Origin of the sequence: Janthinobacterium kochi, from assembly GCF_051380715.1 — a bacterium.
Taxonomy (GTDB): domain Bacteria; phylum Pseudomonadota; class Gammaproteobacteria; order Burkholderiales; family Burkholderiaceae_D; genus Janthinobacterium.
Genome location: NZ_JBNYXO010000003.1, coordinates 533,608 through 550,840 on the forward strand (window position 1 = coordinate 533,608; position 17,233 = coordinate 550,840).

At 63.2% G+C, this 17,233-nt stretch carries 10 protein-coding genes; 8 read left to right on the forward strand and 2 right to left on the reverse strand.

Annotated elements, in window-relative coordinates:
* Positions 1–81 precede the first annotated feature (81 nt).
* Positions 82–1,779 (reverse strand): methyl-accepting chemotaxis protein, encoded by a 1,698-nt coding sequence (locus ACQ4WL_RS09945; RefSeq protein WP_436509555.1) that lies wholly within the window; start codon positions 1,777–1,779, stop codon positions 82–84.
* A 311-nt stretch (positions 1,780–2,090) separates the two neighbouring features.
* On the opposite strand from ACQ4WL_RS09945, the gene ACQ4WL_RS09950 reads away from it, so the two are divergent.
* Positions 2,091–4,532, forward strand: coding sequence for a membrane-bound PQQ-dependent dehydrogenase, glucose/quinate/shikimate family (locus tag ACQ4WL_RS09950; RefSeq protein WP_436509556.1), 2,442 nt, complete (start codon positions 2,091–2,093; stop codon positions 4,530–4,532).
* A 100-nt stretch (positions 4,533–4,632) separates the two neighbouring features.
* Here ACQ4WL_RS09950 and ACQ4WL_RS09955 read toward each other — a convergent pair whose 3' ends face one another.
* Positions 4,633–8,103, reverse strand: a complete 3,471-nt coding sequence (locus ACQ4WL_RS09955) for a DUF748 domain-containing protein (protein ID WP_436509557.1) — start codon at positions 8,101–8,103, stop codon at positions 4,633–4,635.
* Positions 8,104–8,357: 254 nt separating this feature from the next.
* Here ACQ4WL_RS09955 and ACQ4WL_RS09960 point away from each other — a divergent pair, with 254 nt between their 5' ends.
* From ACQ4WL_RS09960 to ACQ4WL_RS09990, 7 genes are all read left to right on the forward strand, one after another.
* Positions 8,358–10,502, forward strand: coding sequence for a TonB-dependent siderophore receptor (locus ACQ4WL_RS09960; RefSeq protein WP_436509558.1), 2,145 nt, complete (start codon positions 8,358–8,360; stop codon positions 10,500–10,502).
* Positions 10,503–10,682: 180 nt separating this feature from the next.
* Positions 10,683–11,078: a DUF2946 domain-containing protein gene (locus ACQ4WL_RS09965; protein ID WP_436509559.1), complete on the forward strand. Its 396-nt coding sequence runs from the start codon at positions 10,683–10,685 to the stop codon at positions 11,076–11,078.
* 79 nt (positions 11,079–11,157) lie between these two features.
* On the forward strand, positions 11,158–13,236 hold the full coding sequence (locus ACQ4WL_RS09970; protein WP_436509560.1) for a TonB-dependent receptor: 2,079 nt from the start codon (positions 11,158–11,160) through the stop codon (positions 13,234–13,236).
* Positions 13,237–13,517: 281 nt separating this feature from the next.
* On the forward strand, positions 13,518–13,949 hold the full coding sequence (locus ACQ4WL_RS09975) for a hypothetical protein (protein WP_436509561.1): 432 nt from the start codon (positions 13,518–13,520) through the stop codon (positions 13,947–13,949).
* Between the two features lie 122 nt (positions 13,950–14,071).
* A complete protein-coding gene (gene dsdA, locus ACQ4WL_RS09980) occupies positions 14,072–15,391 on the forward strand; it encodes a D-serine ammonia-lyase (RefSeq protein ID WP_436509562.1) in 1,320 nt (439 codons plus the stop codon).
* On the forward strand, positions 15,391–16,344 hold the full coding sequence (gene dsdC, locus ACQ4WL_RS09985) for a DNA-binding transcriptional regulator DsdC (RefSeq protein WP_436509654.1): 954 nt from the start codon (positions 15,391–15,393) through the stop codon (positions 16,342–16,344). Before dsdA ends, dsdC begins: the two co-directional genes overlap by 1 nt.
* 72 nt (positions 16,345–16,416) lie before the next feature.
* Complete coding sequence (locus ACQ4WL_RS09990; protein ID WP_436509563.1) at positions 16,417–17,232, forward strand: ferritin-like domain-containing protein; 816 nt, start codon at positions 16,417–16,419, stop codon at positions 17,230–17,232.
* Position 17,233: the final 1 nt, after the last annotated feature.

Here is a 17,233-nt window from a genome sequence, read left to right on the forward strand (position 1 = left end):
ATGCAGTGAGAGTGGTTGACAACGGATGTCATGGCGATGCTCCGGGATCATCGATGCAGGTGAGCCTGCATGACGAGGGGTTCAGAATTCTTCCCAGTCACCGCCGGCACCGGCGCTTGCCTTGCCGCGGGCAGGAGCGGGGTCGCGCTGGGTGACCAGCTTGAGCGGCGCCGCCTTGCGCGCTGCAGGTGGCTGGGCGGCTGGGGCATGGCGCACCTGCGTGCTCTGCTGGGCCGCGTTGGCCTGACCCTGCGCCAGCTTGAAGGCGCCGACCACGCTGGCCAGCTTGCCCGCCTGTTCCTGCAGCGATTGCGATGCCGCCGCCGCTTCTTCGACCAGGGCCGCATTCTGCTGCGTGACTTCATCCATCTGCGTGATGGCGCGGTTGATTTCATCGATACCCGTGCTTTGCTCGGCGCTGGCGGCCGAGATTTCGCTGACGATGTCGGTGACGCTGCGTACCGTGTCGACCACTTCCGTCATGGCCGCACCGGCTTGCTGGACCAGCTTGCCACCTTGTCCCACCTGTTCCACGGAGTCGCTGATGAGTGTCTTGATTTCCTTGGCGGCCGCCGCCGAACGGTGTGCCAGGTTGCGCACTTCGGTCGCCACGACGGCAAAACCGCGTCCTTGTTCCCCTGCGCGCGCCGCTTCCACGGCCGCATTCAGGGCCAGGATGTTGGTCTGGAAGGCGATGCCGTCGATAACGCTGATGATGTCGGCGATCTTGTTGGACGAGCTGTCGATCGCTTGCATGGTGCGGATGACGTCGCCCATCACCTCGCCGCCCCGCATCGCCTTGTCCGAGGCGCTGACGGCCATTTGCTTGGCCTGGCGGGCATTGTCCGAGTTTTGCCGCACGGTGGCCGTCAGTTCTTCCATGGCCGAGGCGGTTTCTTCCAGCGAGCCGGCCTGCTGTTCCGTGCGTGCCGACAGGTCCAGGTTGCCTGCCGCGATCTCGCTCGAAGCCGTGCTGATGGTCTCCGTGCCGGAGCGCACTTCGGAGACGATGCGCACCAGGCTCTCGCTCATCTCGGCCATGGCTGTCATCAGTTGTCCCACTTCATCCTTGGAGGTGGCGCTGATTTGCACGCTGAGGTCGCCGCCTGCGATGGTGTGAGCCACCTCGATGGCATTCTTGAGCGAAGAGGCGATGCGCCGCGCCAGCAGCAAGCCCATGCCGGTCACCAGTGCCGTCACGGCCAGGGCCAGACTGATGGAAATCCAGCGCGCGCTGGCAGCGGTGGCGGCGCCTTCGGCCGCGCCCATGTTGCCCAGCTTTTCGTTGTAGCCGTGGTGGGCGGCAAAAGCGTCGACCAGTTCCTTAATGATGGGCTGGTTCTGCATCAGCACGTCGCGCGCCGCGTCGAGTTCGCCCGCCTTCGACAAGGCCAGTACCTTGTCGCGCACGCCATCGTAGCGCAGCAGGACGGCACGGTCGGCGGCCAGTAGCGCGCGGTCCTGTTCATCAGTGATAGCTTCTTTTTCATACTGGTCGAGCGCCTGGCCGACTGCTGCGCGCGCTTCCTTGATGCCCGCTTCGAGCTTGTCGCGCACGGCGGGGTCTTTCGCGGCCAGATGCTGCCAGACGGCCGTGCGCATCTGCGTGAAGGGAACGAAAGCGTGATTCAAGATCAGCAGGCTGGGAACAGTGTTGACGGTGGCATAGCTGGCCGCCGTGTATACGCGGTCCATTTGATGGATGCTGATGCCGGCCAGGGCGGCCAGTCCCAGGACGACGGCAAGTATCAATGCATACAGGCGTTGGGCGATAGTCATGATGGGTGCCGCTCCACGTGAAGGTTGAAAATTGGGAAAATTGTTTGCCAGAATTTGTGTTTTCATTTTACGATAAAAATTTGATTTATTCGAGATATTTGTTATTTATTTGATTTATTTTGTTTTTTTGACGTCGCCGATGTAGAACGGACTGAGCGGAAGATGGGGTGTGTTGAAAAGCAACACCGCGCGGATAGCGCGTTCTGGCGTGTGCCACGCTTGGCCAAATAGTGAAAAAATGGAACGTCTTGATCGCCATCAAATACGGTGCGCAGGCGCGTGCCACCGATAGACTCTTGTAAAGGAGCATCATGACTGCCTCTGCCCGGCCTGGACCCTTGCTCATCATCACCGCAGTCATCTTCATCTTGCTGGGCCTGGCGCTCCTTGGGGGCGGCGCCTGGCTCGTCAGCCTTGGCGGTTCCTGGTATTACGTCGTGGCCGGTATCGGCATGCTGGTCTCCGGTGCGCTGGTGTGGAAAGGGCGGCGCAGCGCCCAGCTGTTTCTCGCGCTGCTGCTGTTCGCCACCCTGATCTGGTCCGTGATCGAAGTGAAGTTCGATTGGTGGCAATTGCTGCCCCGTCTCGATATCTGGTTTGCCGCCGCCGTCTGGCTGCTGCTGCCCTTCATCGACCGCCGCCTCGATCCGCCGTTGACGGCCGGTGCGAAACCGCGCGACGCGGGCAAGAGCGCCCTGGCCGCCGCCGTGGTGGCCACCGCTGCCGTGGGCGTGTTCTCGCTGTTCCAGGATTACACCACTTTGCACGGCGAAGTGCCGGCCGAGAACATGGCGGCCGCGCCGCAAGGCGATTTCGCGCCCGGCGTAGCGCCCAACGACTGGGCCGCGTATGGCCGCTCCGGCTATGGCGACCGCTACGCGCCGGCCGCGCAGATCACGCCGGCCAACGCCGCGCAGCTGAAACAGGCGTGGGTGTACCACACGGGCGACTTCAAGGGGCCGAACGACCCGCACGAGATCGCCAACGAAGTCACACCCCTGAAAGTGAACGGCATGCTGTACCTGTGCACGCCGCATAGCATCGTCATTGCACTGGATACGGACACGGGCAAGGAGATCTGGCGCCACGATCCGAAGATCAACCGCGACGCGTCCAGCTACCAGCACATGATTTGCCGTGGCGTGGCGTACTGGGATGTCAATGCGGGCCGCGCCAAGGGCGACCCGGCCCCCGAAGCTGCCACCATGGAATGCCCGCGCCGCATCTTCGCCCCCACCATGGATGCCACCCTGATCGCCGTGAATGCGGATACGGGCGAAGCGTGCAAGAGTTTTGGCGAAAATGGCGTGATTGGCCTGTACCACGGCATGGGCATGAAGAAGCGTGGCTTCTTGATGCCCACGTCGCCGCCGGCCGTGGCGCAAAACGTGGTGGTGATGGCGGCCAGCGTGACCGACAACTTTTCCACAGAAGAGCCGTCGGGCGTGATCCGTGGTTACGATCCCGTCACTGGCAAGCTGATGTGGAATTGGGATGCCTCGAACCCCGACGACACGGCGCCGATTGCCGAGGGAAAAACCTACACGAACAATTCGCCCAATTCCTGGGGCGTGTCCAGCGTGGATGAAAAGCTGGGCATGGTGTACATCCCGATGGGCAACGAAACGCCCGACACGTGGGGCGGCAACCGCAATCCCCATGGCGAGAAATACAATAGCGCCATCGTCGCGCTCGATCTTGTCACCGGGAAAGTACGCTGGGTGTACCAGACCGTGCACCACGATATCTGGGACATGGATATCGGCGGCCAGCCCACCCTGGTCGACATCGACACGCCAAAAGGCAGAGTTCCGTCCGTGGTCGCCACCACCAAGCGGGGCGATATCTATGTGATCGACCGGCGCGATGGCAGCCTGGTCGTGCCGGCGCCGGAAAAACCCGTGCCGACGGCCAACGCGGCTCCCGGCGACCGTTTGTCGCCCACGCAGCCATTTTCGGCATTGACGTTCCTGCCAGAGAAACACATCAGCGAAACGGATATGTGGGGCACCACGCCGTTCGACCAGCTGGCGTGCCGCATCATCTTCCGCCAGCACCGCTACGAAGGCCCGTTCACGCCGCAAACGGTGGCTGAAGGCAAGATCAAGGGCGCCATCATTTCGCCGGGCCCGCTCGGCATCTTCGAGTGGGGTGGGGCGGCCGTCGATCCCGTGCGTCAATTGCTGCTGGTGAACCCCGACTACATGGGCTTCCTGGAACGCCTGGTACCGCGCGCCCAAGCCAACGCGAAGGGCGGCACGGGTTCGGAAATGGGCTTGCAGCCGCAGACGGGCGTGCCGTTTGCCGTGGAAATCAAGCCCTTCCTGTCGCCGCTGGGCTTCCCATGCCAGGCGCCGCCCTGGGGCTATATCGCCGCCGTCGACTTGCGTACCATGAAAAAAGTGTGGATGCACAAGAATGGCACCACGCGCGACAGCGCGCCCGTGCCCATCGCCTTGCCGCTGGGCGTGCCCAGCCTGGGTGGCATCAGCACCACCGGCGGCGGCGTGGCCTTCCTCAGCAGCACGCTCGACTACACCATCCGCGGCTACGACGTGCGCAATGGCAAGACCGTGTGGAAAGCCCGCTTGCCGGCCGGCGGCCAGGCCACGCCGATGAGCTATGTCTCCGACAAGACGGGCAGGCAATATGTGGTGGTGATGGCCGGCGGCCACGGTTCGCTGGGCACGAAGATGGGCGATAGTCTGGTGGCGTTTGCCTTGCCGGATGACGCTGTGGAGAAGAAAAAATAGGAAGATGAGGGTAACCCGGAAAGTGCCGGGGTCAGGCGCTTCGCGATCGGAATGCGCCCATTGGTACGCATTCCCCCGGCGGGGCTGACCCCAGAGTTTCCTATTGCGCCGCCAATCCCAGCTTCAGCCCCACCAGCTTGCCTGGCGCAGCCTCGGTTTTTTCCGGCGCGCCAGCACTGACCCTGGCTGCTGGCGTGCCGTCCTGCTGCAGGGCGGCCAGGATCGCCGCGCTGCGCTGGGCGCCCAGCTTGCTCAAGGCGTCGGCAGGCAAGGACTGTTTGGCTTCCAGCTGTTCGCGCAAGCCGCTATAAAACGCGCCCGTGTCGGCCACTTGCTGCTCGCCCTCGATCAGCTTGCCCAAGCGTTGCAGGACGGGGATTTTTGCCGGAGCCGGAGCGGAGACGGCAGCTGAGGCGGCTTCTGCCGCAGGCGCAGCCGACTCCGCCGCCTTCTTCTGCTTGTCCAGCTCGGCCTTGCCGAAGCGCTCGCCGTACAGCTCGCGCAGAGCGCCCCGTATCTTGCGTTCGCCCAGGTTCAATGGTCCCGGTTCTTCGCCCGCTTCGAGCTTGATGCCGGCCTTGCCGGCGACGGCGCGGCGCACGGCCTGGGCGCGCAGGGCGGCCGCATCCGTGTCGCTGTACTGGCCCGGCACGGCCAGCTTCAGCTGTTCGCGCTTGGCCAGGATTTGCGCCACTTGCTTGAGCTTTTCCCGCTCGGGCGGCAGTAGCACGGCGCTGCCCGCATCGAAGTCGATGGCTTCGAGCTTGTCGGCACTGATGCCCAGCAAGTTGCCCAGCGCGCGGAACGGCGCCGTGACGATTTTCGTCAGCACATTGCCCACGGCTTTCCAGATCAGCGCGCCATAGCTGAATTGCGGGTCGTTCATGTCGCCCGACACGGGCAGACCGAGGTCGATGCGCCCGTCGCTATCCTTGAGGATGGCCAGTGCCAGTTCCAAAGGCAGTTTCAAGGCGTCCGGGCTGTCGATGCGCTCGCCCAGGGTCAGCTTGTCGAGCACGATCTGGTTGGTGCCGTCGAGCTGGCGGTTGCGCACCTTGTATTGCAAGTCCAGCGAAATCTTGCCTTCCGCCACTTTGTAGCCGGCGAACTTCATCGTGTACGGCGAGGCGGAGACCATGTCGACGTTCTTGAAGACCACGTTCAAGTCCGTGTTGTCGGTGGGTGCGAACGGGTTCAGCTGGCCACGCACGCGGGCCAGGCCGAACTCGTCGATGCGGCCGTCGAGTTCAATCTGGCTGCGCGCATCGCGTTTCGTCGACAGGCCCGTGATGACGCCGTTGAGTTCATAAATCTTGGCGGCGAACTGGGGCCGCAGGCTCAGGTCGGCAAAGTCCAGCTTGGCGTTTTGCAGGCGCACGCGGCGCACGCGCACGGGGAAGGCGGCGTCCGGCGCTTGCGTGGCGGCCGCTGCCGTGACCGGGGCGGGTGCCGTTGCTGGCTCCGGCGCCTTCACCAGCAAGCGTTGCGCGTTCAGGCTGCGGTCGTTTTCGATGATCAGCTGGGCGTTCGGCTCCACCACGCGCAGTTCAGGGATGTCGACAAAGTCGGGTCCCACGCTGGCCGTCAGCTTGTCGGCACGCACGCTTTTCCACGAGGCAAAGCGCTTGCCATCCGTTTCATTGAGCACCAGGCCGGCGATATCCACGCCGCCCACATAGCGCACTTTCGGCGCTTTCGGCGCGCCGCCGCCCGTCGTCAGGCGACCGCTACCGGAGAGGGTGCCGCCCGCCAGCTTCAGTTTGATATGCTGTGCCAGCAGCGGTTGCACCGGTGCCAGGGTCAGCTGCTTCAGGTTCAATTGTGCATCGACGGCGCCCGTGCCCGGCACGAACTTCCCCTTGGCCGTCAATAAGCCGCCTTCGCGCAAGCCCACGCCCAGCTCGAAAGGCAGCGCCTGTTTCATATCGTTGCTGACGTTGCGCAGGGACAGGCGGGCATCCTGCAGCGTGCCCTTGATGCCGGTGCCCGCATCATCGAAACGGGCGCCGAACTTGCTCAGTTCCACCTTGGCGATGCTGGTGGACCATGGCGCGGATGGTGCATCCTTGTTTGCGTCGGCTTTGCCGGAGGCAAATACGGGCAGCTTTTGCGCAATCGCAAACTCTCCCTGGCGATTGCGCGCCAGATCGATCTGCGCGCCGCTGGCTGTCAGCGCGCCCAGGTGCACGGTACGCGCCGCCAGGTCGATCTTGCCTTCCGTAACGCCCAGTTGGGCCAGCTTGAACGGCGTTTGCGCGCCGCGCTGCATGGCCAGATCCGCCAGGCTGATATTCGCGCCGTCGATCACGGTAGCCATGCCCGCGGGACCTTGCTGCAAGCCCAGCTGCAGCTGCAGTTGCAACTGTTTTGCGCTCAATTGCAGGGCCGGCGAGACGGTTTCATCAATGGCGGACACGTCCACATTGGCCAGCACCAGCTGATGCAAGTCCACTTTCCACTTGCCAGGCTTGGCTGGTGCGGATGCTGCCGATGCTGCCGGTGCGGGATTGCCCGGCAGCATCAGGTTCGCCACGTCGATCTCGCCCTTGCTGTCGCGCCGCACGGCCACCTTGCCGCCGTACAGATTGACTTTATCCACGGTGACGTTCTGGCGCGCCAGGTCCACGTTCACGCCGGCGATGCCCAGGGTGCTCAGCGAGGTAAACGGTGCGCCCTTGCCGTCTTGTGCCAATGCCAGGTCGCGCAAGGCCAGGCCGGCGCCTTTGACGGTTGCTTGCAGCGTGCCATCGGCATACGAAAAGGCGTAGGGCAGGCGTGCCGACAACTTGCCACTGGCGACGGTCGCGCGCGTGTACGCTTTCAGATACGCGGCCAGACCGGGCAGGGAAGCGTCGTTCAGTATCAGTTCGCCTTCACCGCGGATAGGGCTGAGCGAGGCCGTGCCGCGCCAGTGCAGCTTGCCGCCGCGCGCTGCGTCGGCGCTCAGGCTGTAGCTGCCGTTGGCGTCGGGCAAGGTCGAGATATTGTCGAGCGTAAAGTTGATCGGCGTAAAATTGTCCGCGTAGCCCGCCTTCTGGTCTTGCCAATCCACTTTGCCTTGTTCCAGCGCAAAATGGGCGATGACGAGGCGCGGCATGCCGCCGTCGCTCTTTTCCGGGTGATTGCGTTGCCAGGTGGCCAGCACTTCGGCCAGGTTGAATTTGCCCTCTGGCGTGATGGTCAAATGAGCCTGTGGTGCCGTGATGCGGATTTCCGCCAGGCTCCAGGCGCGGCGTACGATGGATTTCCATTCCAGCTGCACGGCTAGCGCACCGATGGATAGCAGCGGCGCATCGCTCTTGCCATCTGCGCTGGCCGCTTCCTTGAAAGCGATCTGGTCCGCTTCCAGGCGCAAGGTGAAGGGGTTGAAGCGCACGTCGGCGATGCTGGCCTGGCGCGACAATTCCTTTTCAGCAAATTTGGGTAACTGGTTTTTAATGACGTAGGGCACCAGCCAGAAGCCGGCCGCGCTGTAGGCGGCCAGGGCGCAGCCTGTGCCAACGGCCCAGCGCTGCCAGCGTTTCCAGCGAAATGTTTTCGTCTGCACGCTTTTTTTGTCGATTGTGTTCACGAACTTACCTTTTGATCTTGTTGGGCGGCACATCCTGCGTGCCGTGACTGTCAGTATGCCTTTTTGCGGCCTCGTCTGCAAAATCCAAACGTGTTCATGTGATAACAGGCTGCCGGGCGCACTGTTTATCTTGTGAAATTCGCACATTCTCACGAATTGTCACTTATTTATTGCGAATGATTCTCGTTACAGTTATCATGAGCGTAACTTGAAGTTTCCTTCTATCACTGTTTTTTGTTGAAAGACTTGTTTTTATGCGCGCAGCTTTCCCCTCCTTGCAACTACTTCCAGTGGCCGCCGCTCTCTCGTTAGCCTTCGCTTCCCACGCGGCCAGTGCAGCGAATGTGGCCAGCGGCCAGGATGACTTGACGGCTGGCGATGCGAAAGTCATGCACGCCGTGCAGGTGACGGGGGCGCGCGCGCAAGGCCTGGTGCCTGTCACCACGGAGGCGGGCAGTTTTCGTGGCGCCAGCATCATGGACGTGCCATCGACCGTCAACGTGATCACGCGCGAATTGCTGGAGCAGCAAGCCGTCTCCGGCCTGTACGACGCCGTGCGCAATACGGCGGGCGTGACGCGCCAGCAAAATGGCGGCGAAACGTGGGATCAATTGGTGATACGCGGCATTGCCGTGGAAAACCGCACGAATTACCGCCTCAACGGTTCCATGCCCATCATGAACTTCTCGCAAGTGCCCATGGAAAACAAGGAACGGGTGGAAGTGCTGAAGGGCGCCTCGGCCCTGTACTACGGCTTTACCTCGCCGGCCGGTGTGGTCAACTTCGTCAGCAAGCGGGCCGGCAGCAAGCCCGTCACCAGCATGGGCTTGAGCCTCGATGACCGTGGCAGTGCCGTGGCGAATGTCGACTTGGGCCGCCGCTTTGGCGCGCAGCAAGAATTCGGCGTGCGCATCAACGCGGCTGGCGGCACCCTGGGTTCTTACCTGGATAATGTTGGCAACGGCAATCGCCGTTTCCTGTCCACGGCGCTGGACTGGCGCGTGACGAACAAGCTGCTGCTGAAAGCTGACCTGGAATACGAGCGCCGCAAGGTGACGGAGCAGGCGGGCGTGGCCTTGCCGGCCGCTGTGAAAGGCGTGATTGCCTTGCCGCGTGCCGTCGATCCGCGCCAGCTGATTGGCCCGGACTGGTCGGCCTTCGAAGCGCAAACGAAAAATGCGCAATTGCGCGCCGACTATGCCATCGCGGATGGCTGGGCCTTGACGGTGGAAGCGGGCCACTCGGAAACGGCGCGCGACCGCCGCCTGGCGATCTTTCGCTTGAACAATGCGGCGGCGCTGGCCACGGGGGCGGGGCGCATCACGGGCAATATCCAGCACAGCGTGATGGCGTCGGACTTGCTGCGCTTTGAACTGGCCGGCAACTTCAACACGGGTTTCATCGCCCACGAACTGACCCTGGGTGCTTCGCGCACGAACAAGTCGCAAGATCCGATTTATCAGAGCAACTATACGATTGCTTCGCAAAACCTGTACAACCCTGTGCCTGTGACGAATGTCGTGTTCGGTCCCAAGCCGACTTCGCCGACGACGGCTGCGCTCGATACGCGCGACACGGGCTTGTACGCGCTCGACCGCATGGTCTTCAGCCCGCAATGGCAAAGCGTCATCGGTGTGCGTCGCAGCAGCTACCAGAGCGACCAGGGCGCCAGCCACTATGACGTCAGCAAGACGACGCCGATGGCGTCATTGATCTACAAGGCCACGCCCGAACTGTCGTTCTACGCGTCCACGGCGCGTGGGCTGGAAGAGGGCGAGACTGGCCCGACGGGCACCCTCAACCAGGGCGTCAAGATGGCGCCCGGTGTGAGCAAGCAGAAAGAATTGGGCGCGCGCTGGCTGACGCCGAACGGCACCTTGCTCTCCGCTGCGCTGTTCGACATCACGCGCCCCGGCTATTACACCAACGCCAGCAATGTGTTCACCTCGGACGGCGAACAGCGCTACCGCGGCCTGGAACTGTCGACGCAGGGCAAGCTGACGCGCCAGCTGTCGTGGCAGACGTCGGCCCAGTTTCTCGATCCCAAGTTTGCCCACATCAACGCCGACTACAACGGCAAGGCGCCGGAAAACGCCTCGAAGCGCACTGCCAGCGCCTTTTTGGCTTACGCGTTTGATGGCGTGCCGGGCTTGTCCGTCAACGGCGGTGCGTATTATTACAGCGCCCGTCCCGTCAACGACCTGAACCAGGCATTCCTGGGCGGGGTGAGCCTGTTCAGCGCGGGCGCCCGCTATGCCAGCACGGTAATGAACAAGTCTGTCGTGTGGCAACTGAACCTGGAAAATCTTGCCGACAAGCGCTATTGGGCCGGCGCCGGCACGCGCCTGGCGTCCGGCGCGCCGCGCGCCATTAAGCTGTCGATGAAGGTGGATTTGTAAGAACGCCTATCAAAACCTACTGCGCGTCGGTATAGGCGGCCTGCGATGCTCACCGTGCTCAAGCACGGTTGCGCTTCTCAGCCACCTCTTCCTTCCGCTCGCTACGGTTTTGTTAGGCGTTGTAAGTCAGGTTTGACCTGCGCCCTGTGCGCAGGGTGCTTGCCCTGATACAATATTGCCATGTTCATCAGCAAAGGCAAGGCTAGCATCGTCCTGTGGATCGCGTGTATCGCCATCTTCCTGGCCACGCTCGCCCCTACGGTGTCGCGCGCGCTGACGGTCGCCAGCGGCCTGGCAGTGCCCAGCCTGGAAATCTGCTCGGTGGCCGGCGGCATGACCATGCTGCCGGCAACATTCTCTACGGATGCGCCCGATACCTCCAAGGGCAGCATGCGCATGGGCGATTGCCCGTGCTGCAGCATGCATGCGGCCACCCTCGATATTCCCCCAACGACCCTCGTGCTCGCTTCCGGAGAAATCCTCACGGGCTTGCTGCCCCTGCTGTTCTACCAATCCGCCACGCCGCTGTTCGCCTGGACGCCCGTCCAGCCCCGCGGCCCGCCCGCCACTTTCTGATCTGTCCTTTCCCTGAACTGCCTTGCGCCGCGCGCTTGCGTCCGTTCGTCTTACCTCTACAGAATCTGAAAGCAGCACCATGAAACATTTACCGTTATTGATTTCCCTCGCCATCGCCATGCCCGCCGTGGCGCAAACGCGCACTGAAGATGTTTTGCCCGAAATGAAAGTCATCGTCACGGGCCTCAAGGAAGGCTACCGTGCCGCCGCCGACACGGCGCTGATGCTCAGTAGCACGCCCGGCTACAGCGTGGCGGCCGGTGGCGGCGTGTCCGGCTTGCCAGTTGTCAATGGTTTCGCCGATGACCGCATCAAGATTCGCATCGATGGCATGGAACTGACATCGGCCTGCGCCAATCACATGAATGCGCCGCTGTCCTATATCGACCCGCAGCAGGTGCAGCGCATCCGCCTGATCGCGGGCGTGACGCCCGTCAGCGCGGGCGGCGACAGCATAGGCGGCACCATCGAGGTCCAATCGAACGCGCCCGTGTTTGCCCAGGCCGGCGCTGCGCTGTTGACGCAAGGCAGCTTTGCCGTCTCGGGACGCAGCGTCAACAACAGCGTGGCGACCAGCGTGAATGCCTCTGCCGCCAGCGATATGCTCAGCATCGGCTACAGCGGTGCTTACACGCGCGGCCACAGCTATGACGATGGTCACGGCAACAAGGTGCTGGGAAGCATGTTCGAGAGCATCAACCAGGCCATCGTGCTGGCGGCGAAAGGCCAGGGCCAGCAGCTGACTCTGCGCGCCGGCGTGCAGCACATCCCGTACCAGGGTTTTCCGAACCAGTACATGGACATGACGGATAACCACGGCCAGTTCGCCAATCTCGCTTATAAAGGCGAGTTCGGCTGGGGCGTGTTTGATGCGCGTGCCTACTGGCAACAGACGGATCATGAAATGGGCTTTTTCTCGCCCGAGCGCAAGGGCACGATGCCGATGCTCACGCATGGGCGCAACACGGGCTATGCGCTGATGGCCAGCTTGCCCACCGCTGCGGGCGAGTTGCGCCTGGGCCAGGAATGGCACGGCTTCCGTCTCGACGACTATTGGCCGGCCGTGCCCGGTTCCATGATGATGGGGCCGCGCACCTATCTGAACATCAACGACGGCAAGCGCGACCGCACCGTGCTGTTTGGCGAGCTGGCAACGCGGCACGATGCGCGCTGGAGCAGCGTGCTGGGCTTGCGCGGCGAATCCGTGCGCATGGAGTCGGGCGACGTGCAATCGTACGGCACCAACATGATGAACATGCCGGACCTGATGGCCGCCAGGGCCTTCAATGCGCGCAGCCGCAGCCAGCGCGACACGAATATCGATGCCACGGCGCAAGCCACCTTCACGCCGGACACGGCCAGCAGCTATGAATTCGCGCTGGCGCGCAAGGTGCGCTCGCCGAATCTGTACGAGCGCTACTCGTGGGGCCGCGGCTCGATGGCCATGACCATGACTAACTGGTTTGGCGACGGCAACGGCTATGTGGGCAATATCGACCTCAAGCCCGAGACGGCTTACACGGCGGCGTTGACGGCCGACTGGCATGGCGGCGGCGAGGAGGGCTGGTTCGTGCGTCTGAATCCTTACTACAGCAAGGTTGACAATTACATCGACGTCGACGTGCTGGCGTCTTTCCACCCATACATGAAAATGGGCGCGAACGGCAACTTGCTGCGCTTCGCCAACCACGACGCCAAGCTGTATGGCGTGAATCTGGCATGGCAGCTGCCTTTGGTGCGCAGCGCGCGCTGGGGCAATTTCACGGCCAGCGGCAACGCCGCATACACGCGGGGCAAGCGCAGCGATGGCGGCGACCTGTACCGCATGATGCCGTTCAACGCCTTGCTGGCCGTCGAGCACAAGCTGGGCGCCTGGAGCAGCCGCATCGAAACGAAGATCGTTGCCCGCAAGGACAAGGTCGATGCGCGCCGCTTCGAACCGGAAACGGGCGGCTATGCCCTCGTCAACCTGCGCAGCAGCGTGGCATTGAGCAAGATGGCCAGCCTGAGCGCGGGCGTGAGCAACGTGTTCAACCGCGCGTATGCGGACCCGCTCGGTGGCGTGTATTTGTCGGGCTTGAAGGCGAACGGCGGGGCGCTGCAAGCCTTGCCGGCCGAGGGCCGGTCGATTGATCTGGGGTTGCAGCTGAAGTTCTAAGGTTGGCAATTGGTGTTGGCGCCTTCCTGCTGCCGCTGCGGGAAGCGGAAGGCGCACGCTGACTTTTCGTATCGGCGACAGCCAGATGTTCGTGATAATGTGCGCATGTTTCGTTTCGGTAATTTGGTATTCTCCATGGCGTCCTGTTTTCGGCATTTGCCGCACAGGGCTGCGGCTGTGGTGTGAAGCCGGCTGTGTCCTGCTAAAATCGTAAGGAGATTGGTATTGCTTCTAGTTAATTTATCATCGTCCTGCTTCACCAGTCGTGCCATCGAAAACCTGTGAAATATCAAAAATTACTTGGCAAAGATGCCGCCGCCATCGTGCTGTCCCTTACTGTTGTTGCGTATGTGGCATCCTTGTTTTTGACGGCAATGGTGGACTCCCACGAAGTCTGGCTGGGCGTGGGCGTGTTATTGCTCGGCTGGCTAGGACCGTTGTCCGGCAGTTTTGCCTGGTTTGCCAATCCGCTGCTTATTTTCGCCATGTACTTTTCGAAAGAGAAGCCAAGTGCCGCAAAGGTGGCCGCCTTTTTTGGTTTTGCGCTGGCATTGACAGCCTTTGGCATCAAGACAATTCCCAGTGATAATGGTTACTATACAGTGCTGGGATTCGGTGCCGGATGCTATCTTTGGCTGGCCTGTTTTCCAGCGGTGTTTACTGCATCGCTGTTAAGCAGCAGAAAATCCAGGGCCCTTGCTCCTGGCGAATAGCATGGTTTTTTTGTGTAGCATCATGACAGATGACCTCTCGTCACCCATTGCCTGATCAACCATCCTTTGCCAGCGGCGCCCGGATGCGGTCTAATCATGGCTTGTTCCTTCTCGAGGTTGCCATGCTGCCCACTCCCGCCATCGCCGCGCTGTGCGAAAAATTTCCCCTGATTACAGAATTGATGGCCTTGCAGCCCTTGAGCTGGTTCAATCCCCGCATCGCGCCAGCGGCCGAGGCCTTGCACGACGTGGGCTTGACGGCGGACGACGTGGCGCAGGCCAGCGCGCGCCTGGCCCGCTTCTCGCCCTATCTGGCCAGGGCGTTTCCGGAAACGCAGGCCAGCGGCGGCGTCATCGAGTCGCCCGTCGTGCCGCTGCCGGCCATGCAGGCAACGTTGGGCATGACGAGCGGTCAGTTGTGGCTCAAGCAGGATAGCCATCTGCCCATTTCCGGCTCGATCAAGGCGCGTGGCGGCATCTATGAAGTGCTGAAACACGCGGAAATGCTGGCGCTCGATGCCGGTTTGCTGAAGCCGGGCGACGATTACAGCCTGCTGGCCAGCGACGCCGTGCGGGCGTTTTTCGGCCAGTACGCGATCGCCGTCGGCTCCACGGGTAATCTGGGCCTGTCGATCGGCATCATGAGCGCGCGCCTGGGCTTTCGCGCCACCGTGCACATGTCGGCCGATGCGCGCCAGTGGAAGAAGGATACATTGCGCAGCCACGGCGTCACCGTGGTCGAGTACGCGACCGATTACAGCGTGGCGGTGGAAGCGGGGCGCAGGCAGGCGCAGGGCGACCCCAGCTGCCACTTCGTCGACGATGAAAACTCGCACGATCTGTTTCTCGGCTACGCGGTGGCGGGTCAGCGCCTGAAAGCCCAGTTCGAGGCAGGCGGCGTCGTGGTGGATGCAGGTCACCCCTTGTTCGTGTACTTGCCGTGCGGCGTGGGCGGCGGCCCCGGCGGCGTGGCCTTCGGCTTGAAGCTGGCCTTTGGCGACGATGTCCACTGCGTGTTCGTCGAGCCGACCCATTCGCCGTGCATGCTGCTGGGCGTGCACACGGGCTTGCATGAAGGCATCAGCGTGCAGGAGATCGGCATCGATAACGTCACGGCAGCCGATGGCCTGGCCGTGGGGCGCCCGTCCGGTTTCGTCGGACGCGCCATGCAGCGGCTGATCGACGGCTACGCCACCGTCACGGATGAAGAACTGTACCGTTTGCTGGCGATGCTTGAGCAAACGCAAGGCTTGCGCCTGGAACCGTCCGCCGTGGCCGGTTTCGCGGGTATTCCTCCCGTGCTGGCGGCGCCGCAATACCAGCAGCACCTCGATACCGCCACGCATCTGGTGTGGGGCACGGGTGGCAGCATGGTGCCGCAGGAGGAAATGGCGGCCTACGTGGCGCGCGGCCGCGCGCTGCTGGCGGCCGGAGCCGCGTGATGCCGGCCGGCGCGCCGCTCAGGGCCACGCTTGGGGCCACGCTGACGGCCAGCCAGTTCGCCAATCTGCACACGTTTCTCGTGGCGGCGCGCCATGGCAGCTTCGCGCTGGCCGCGCAGGAACTGGCGCTCACGCCCAGCGCCGTCAGCCACCGCATCGCCCGCCTGGAAGCTAGCCTGGGCTTGCTGCTGTTCCAGCGCCTGACGCGGCAAGTAAAATTGACGCAGGACGGTGAGCGCATCTTTGTCGCCCTGCAAACTGGCTGGGATGGCTTGCGTGCGGCCATTGCCGGCGGCGATGCGCTGGCGGGCAGCATCAGCGTGCATGCGCGCCCCTCCATCGCCCAGTGTTGGCTGGTGCCGCGCTTGGCAGGGTTCGTTGCGCAGTATCCGGCATTGTCGATTGACTTGCGCGTGGGCAATGATAGCGTGGACTTTCGCGCCGGCCAGGTGGACCTGGCCTTGCACTATGGCGACGGAAGCTTTCCCGGCCTGGCATCGCGCAAGCTGATGGATGAGTGGCTGGCGCCCGTCTGCAGCCCTGACTATGCGCGGCGACACGGCTTGCAGGACGCGCCACACAAGTTGATGGAAGCGACCGTGCTGCACGATACGCTGGCCTGGCCCGCCTGCGCGCCCGATGCCGAGTGGCGGCTGTGGCTGGACGGGCAGGCGCCAGAGGTGAGCTTGCCCGCGCGCAGCCTGCGTTTCGACCGCGCCGACCTGTGCGCGCAGGCGGCCGTCCACCACGCGGGGGTGGCCATGGGCCGGCGCCAGCTGGTGCAGCCGTGGGTCGACAGCGGCCAGCTGGTCTTGCCGTTTGGCGGGTTTGCCCTGGCCAGCCCGCAGGCGTACTACCTCGTGCACAGCGGGCGCGCTGCGCTGCCGGCGAGAGTTCAGGCGCTGCTGGATTGGCTGTTGCAGCAGGGCCGGGGTCAGACCCGGCGGGTCTGACCCCAGTACGCCACTTCAGCCACATTTGATACACTGCGGCCCTTGCTGGAATCAGCACAGGAAGGAAACACCATGCACGCAACATCCCCACTGACCTTCACCGCGCCGCAGGAATTGCGCACGACTGCGCTCGCTTGCCTGCTGGAACCGGACCCGGCCACCAAGGTGGCGATGGTGGCGGCCATGGCCGGGGCGCAACTTTCGCTCGATGCGCAATCGGCTTTGGCGCCCGCCGGCCCCGTGCCGGGCCGTCCCGAACGCCCGGAACTGGTGCCGCCGCGCCTGGTGGGGCGGCGCTCGATGATCACCCCGGAAGGGCGCGCCATGCTGGTGCATGCGCTCGCACATATCGAATTCAATGCGATGAACCTGGCCCTGGATGCCCTGTGGCGCTTCCCGGATTTGCCCTCTGACTACTACACGGACTGGCTGCGCGTGGCGAAAGAAGAAGCCACGCACTTTGCCATGTTGCAGGCGCACCTGCAGGTGCTGGGCCACACGTATGGCGACTTTCCCGGCCACGACAGCCTGTGGGAAATGGTCGACAAGACGCGCGGCGACTTGCTGGCGCGCATGGCGCTGGTGCCGCGCACCCTGGAAGCGCGGGGCCTGGACGCGATTCCGCCGCTGCGCGCCAAGCTGGCGCAGGCGGGGGACATGGCCGCCGCCGCCATCCTCGACATCATTCTGCGCGATGAAGTGGGGCATGTGGAAATCGGCAACCGCTGGTACGGCTATCTGTGCCAGCAGCGGGGCCTGGAATTGCGCGCCACCTATGCCGAGCTGGCGCTGCGCTATGAAGCGCCCACCTTGCGTGGCCCGTTCAACCTCGAAGCGCGGCGCCGGGCGGGGTTTTCGGAGCTGGAACTGTCCGATTTGCCCGCCTGAC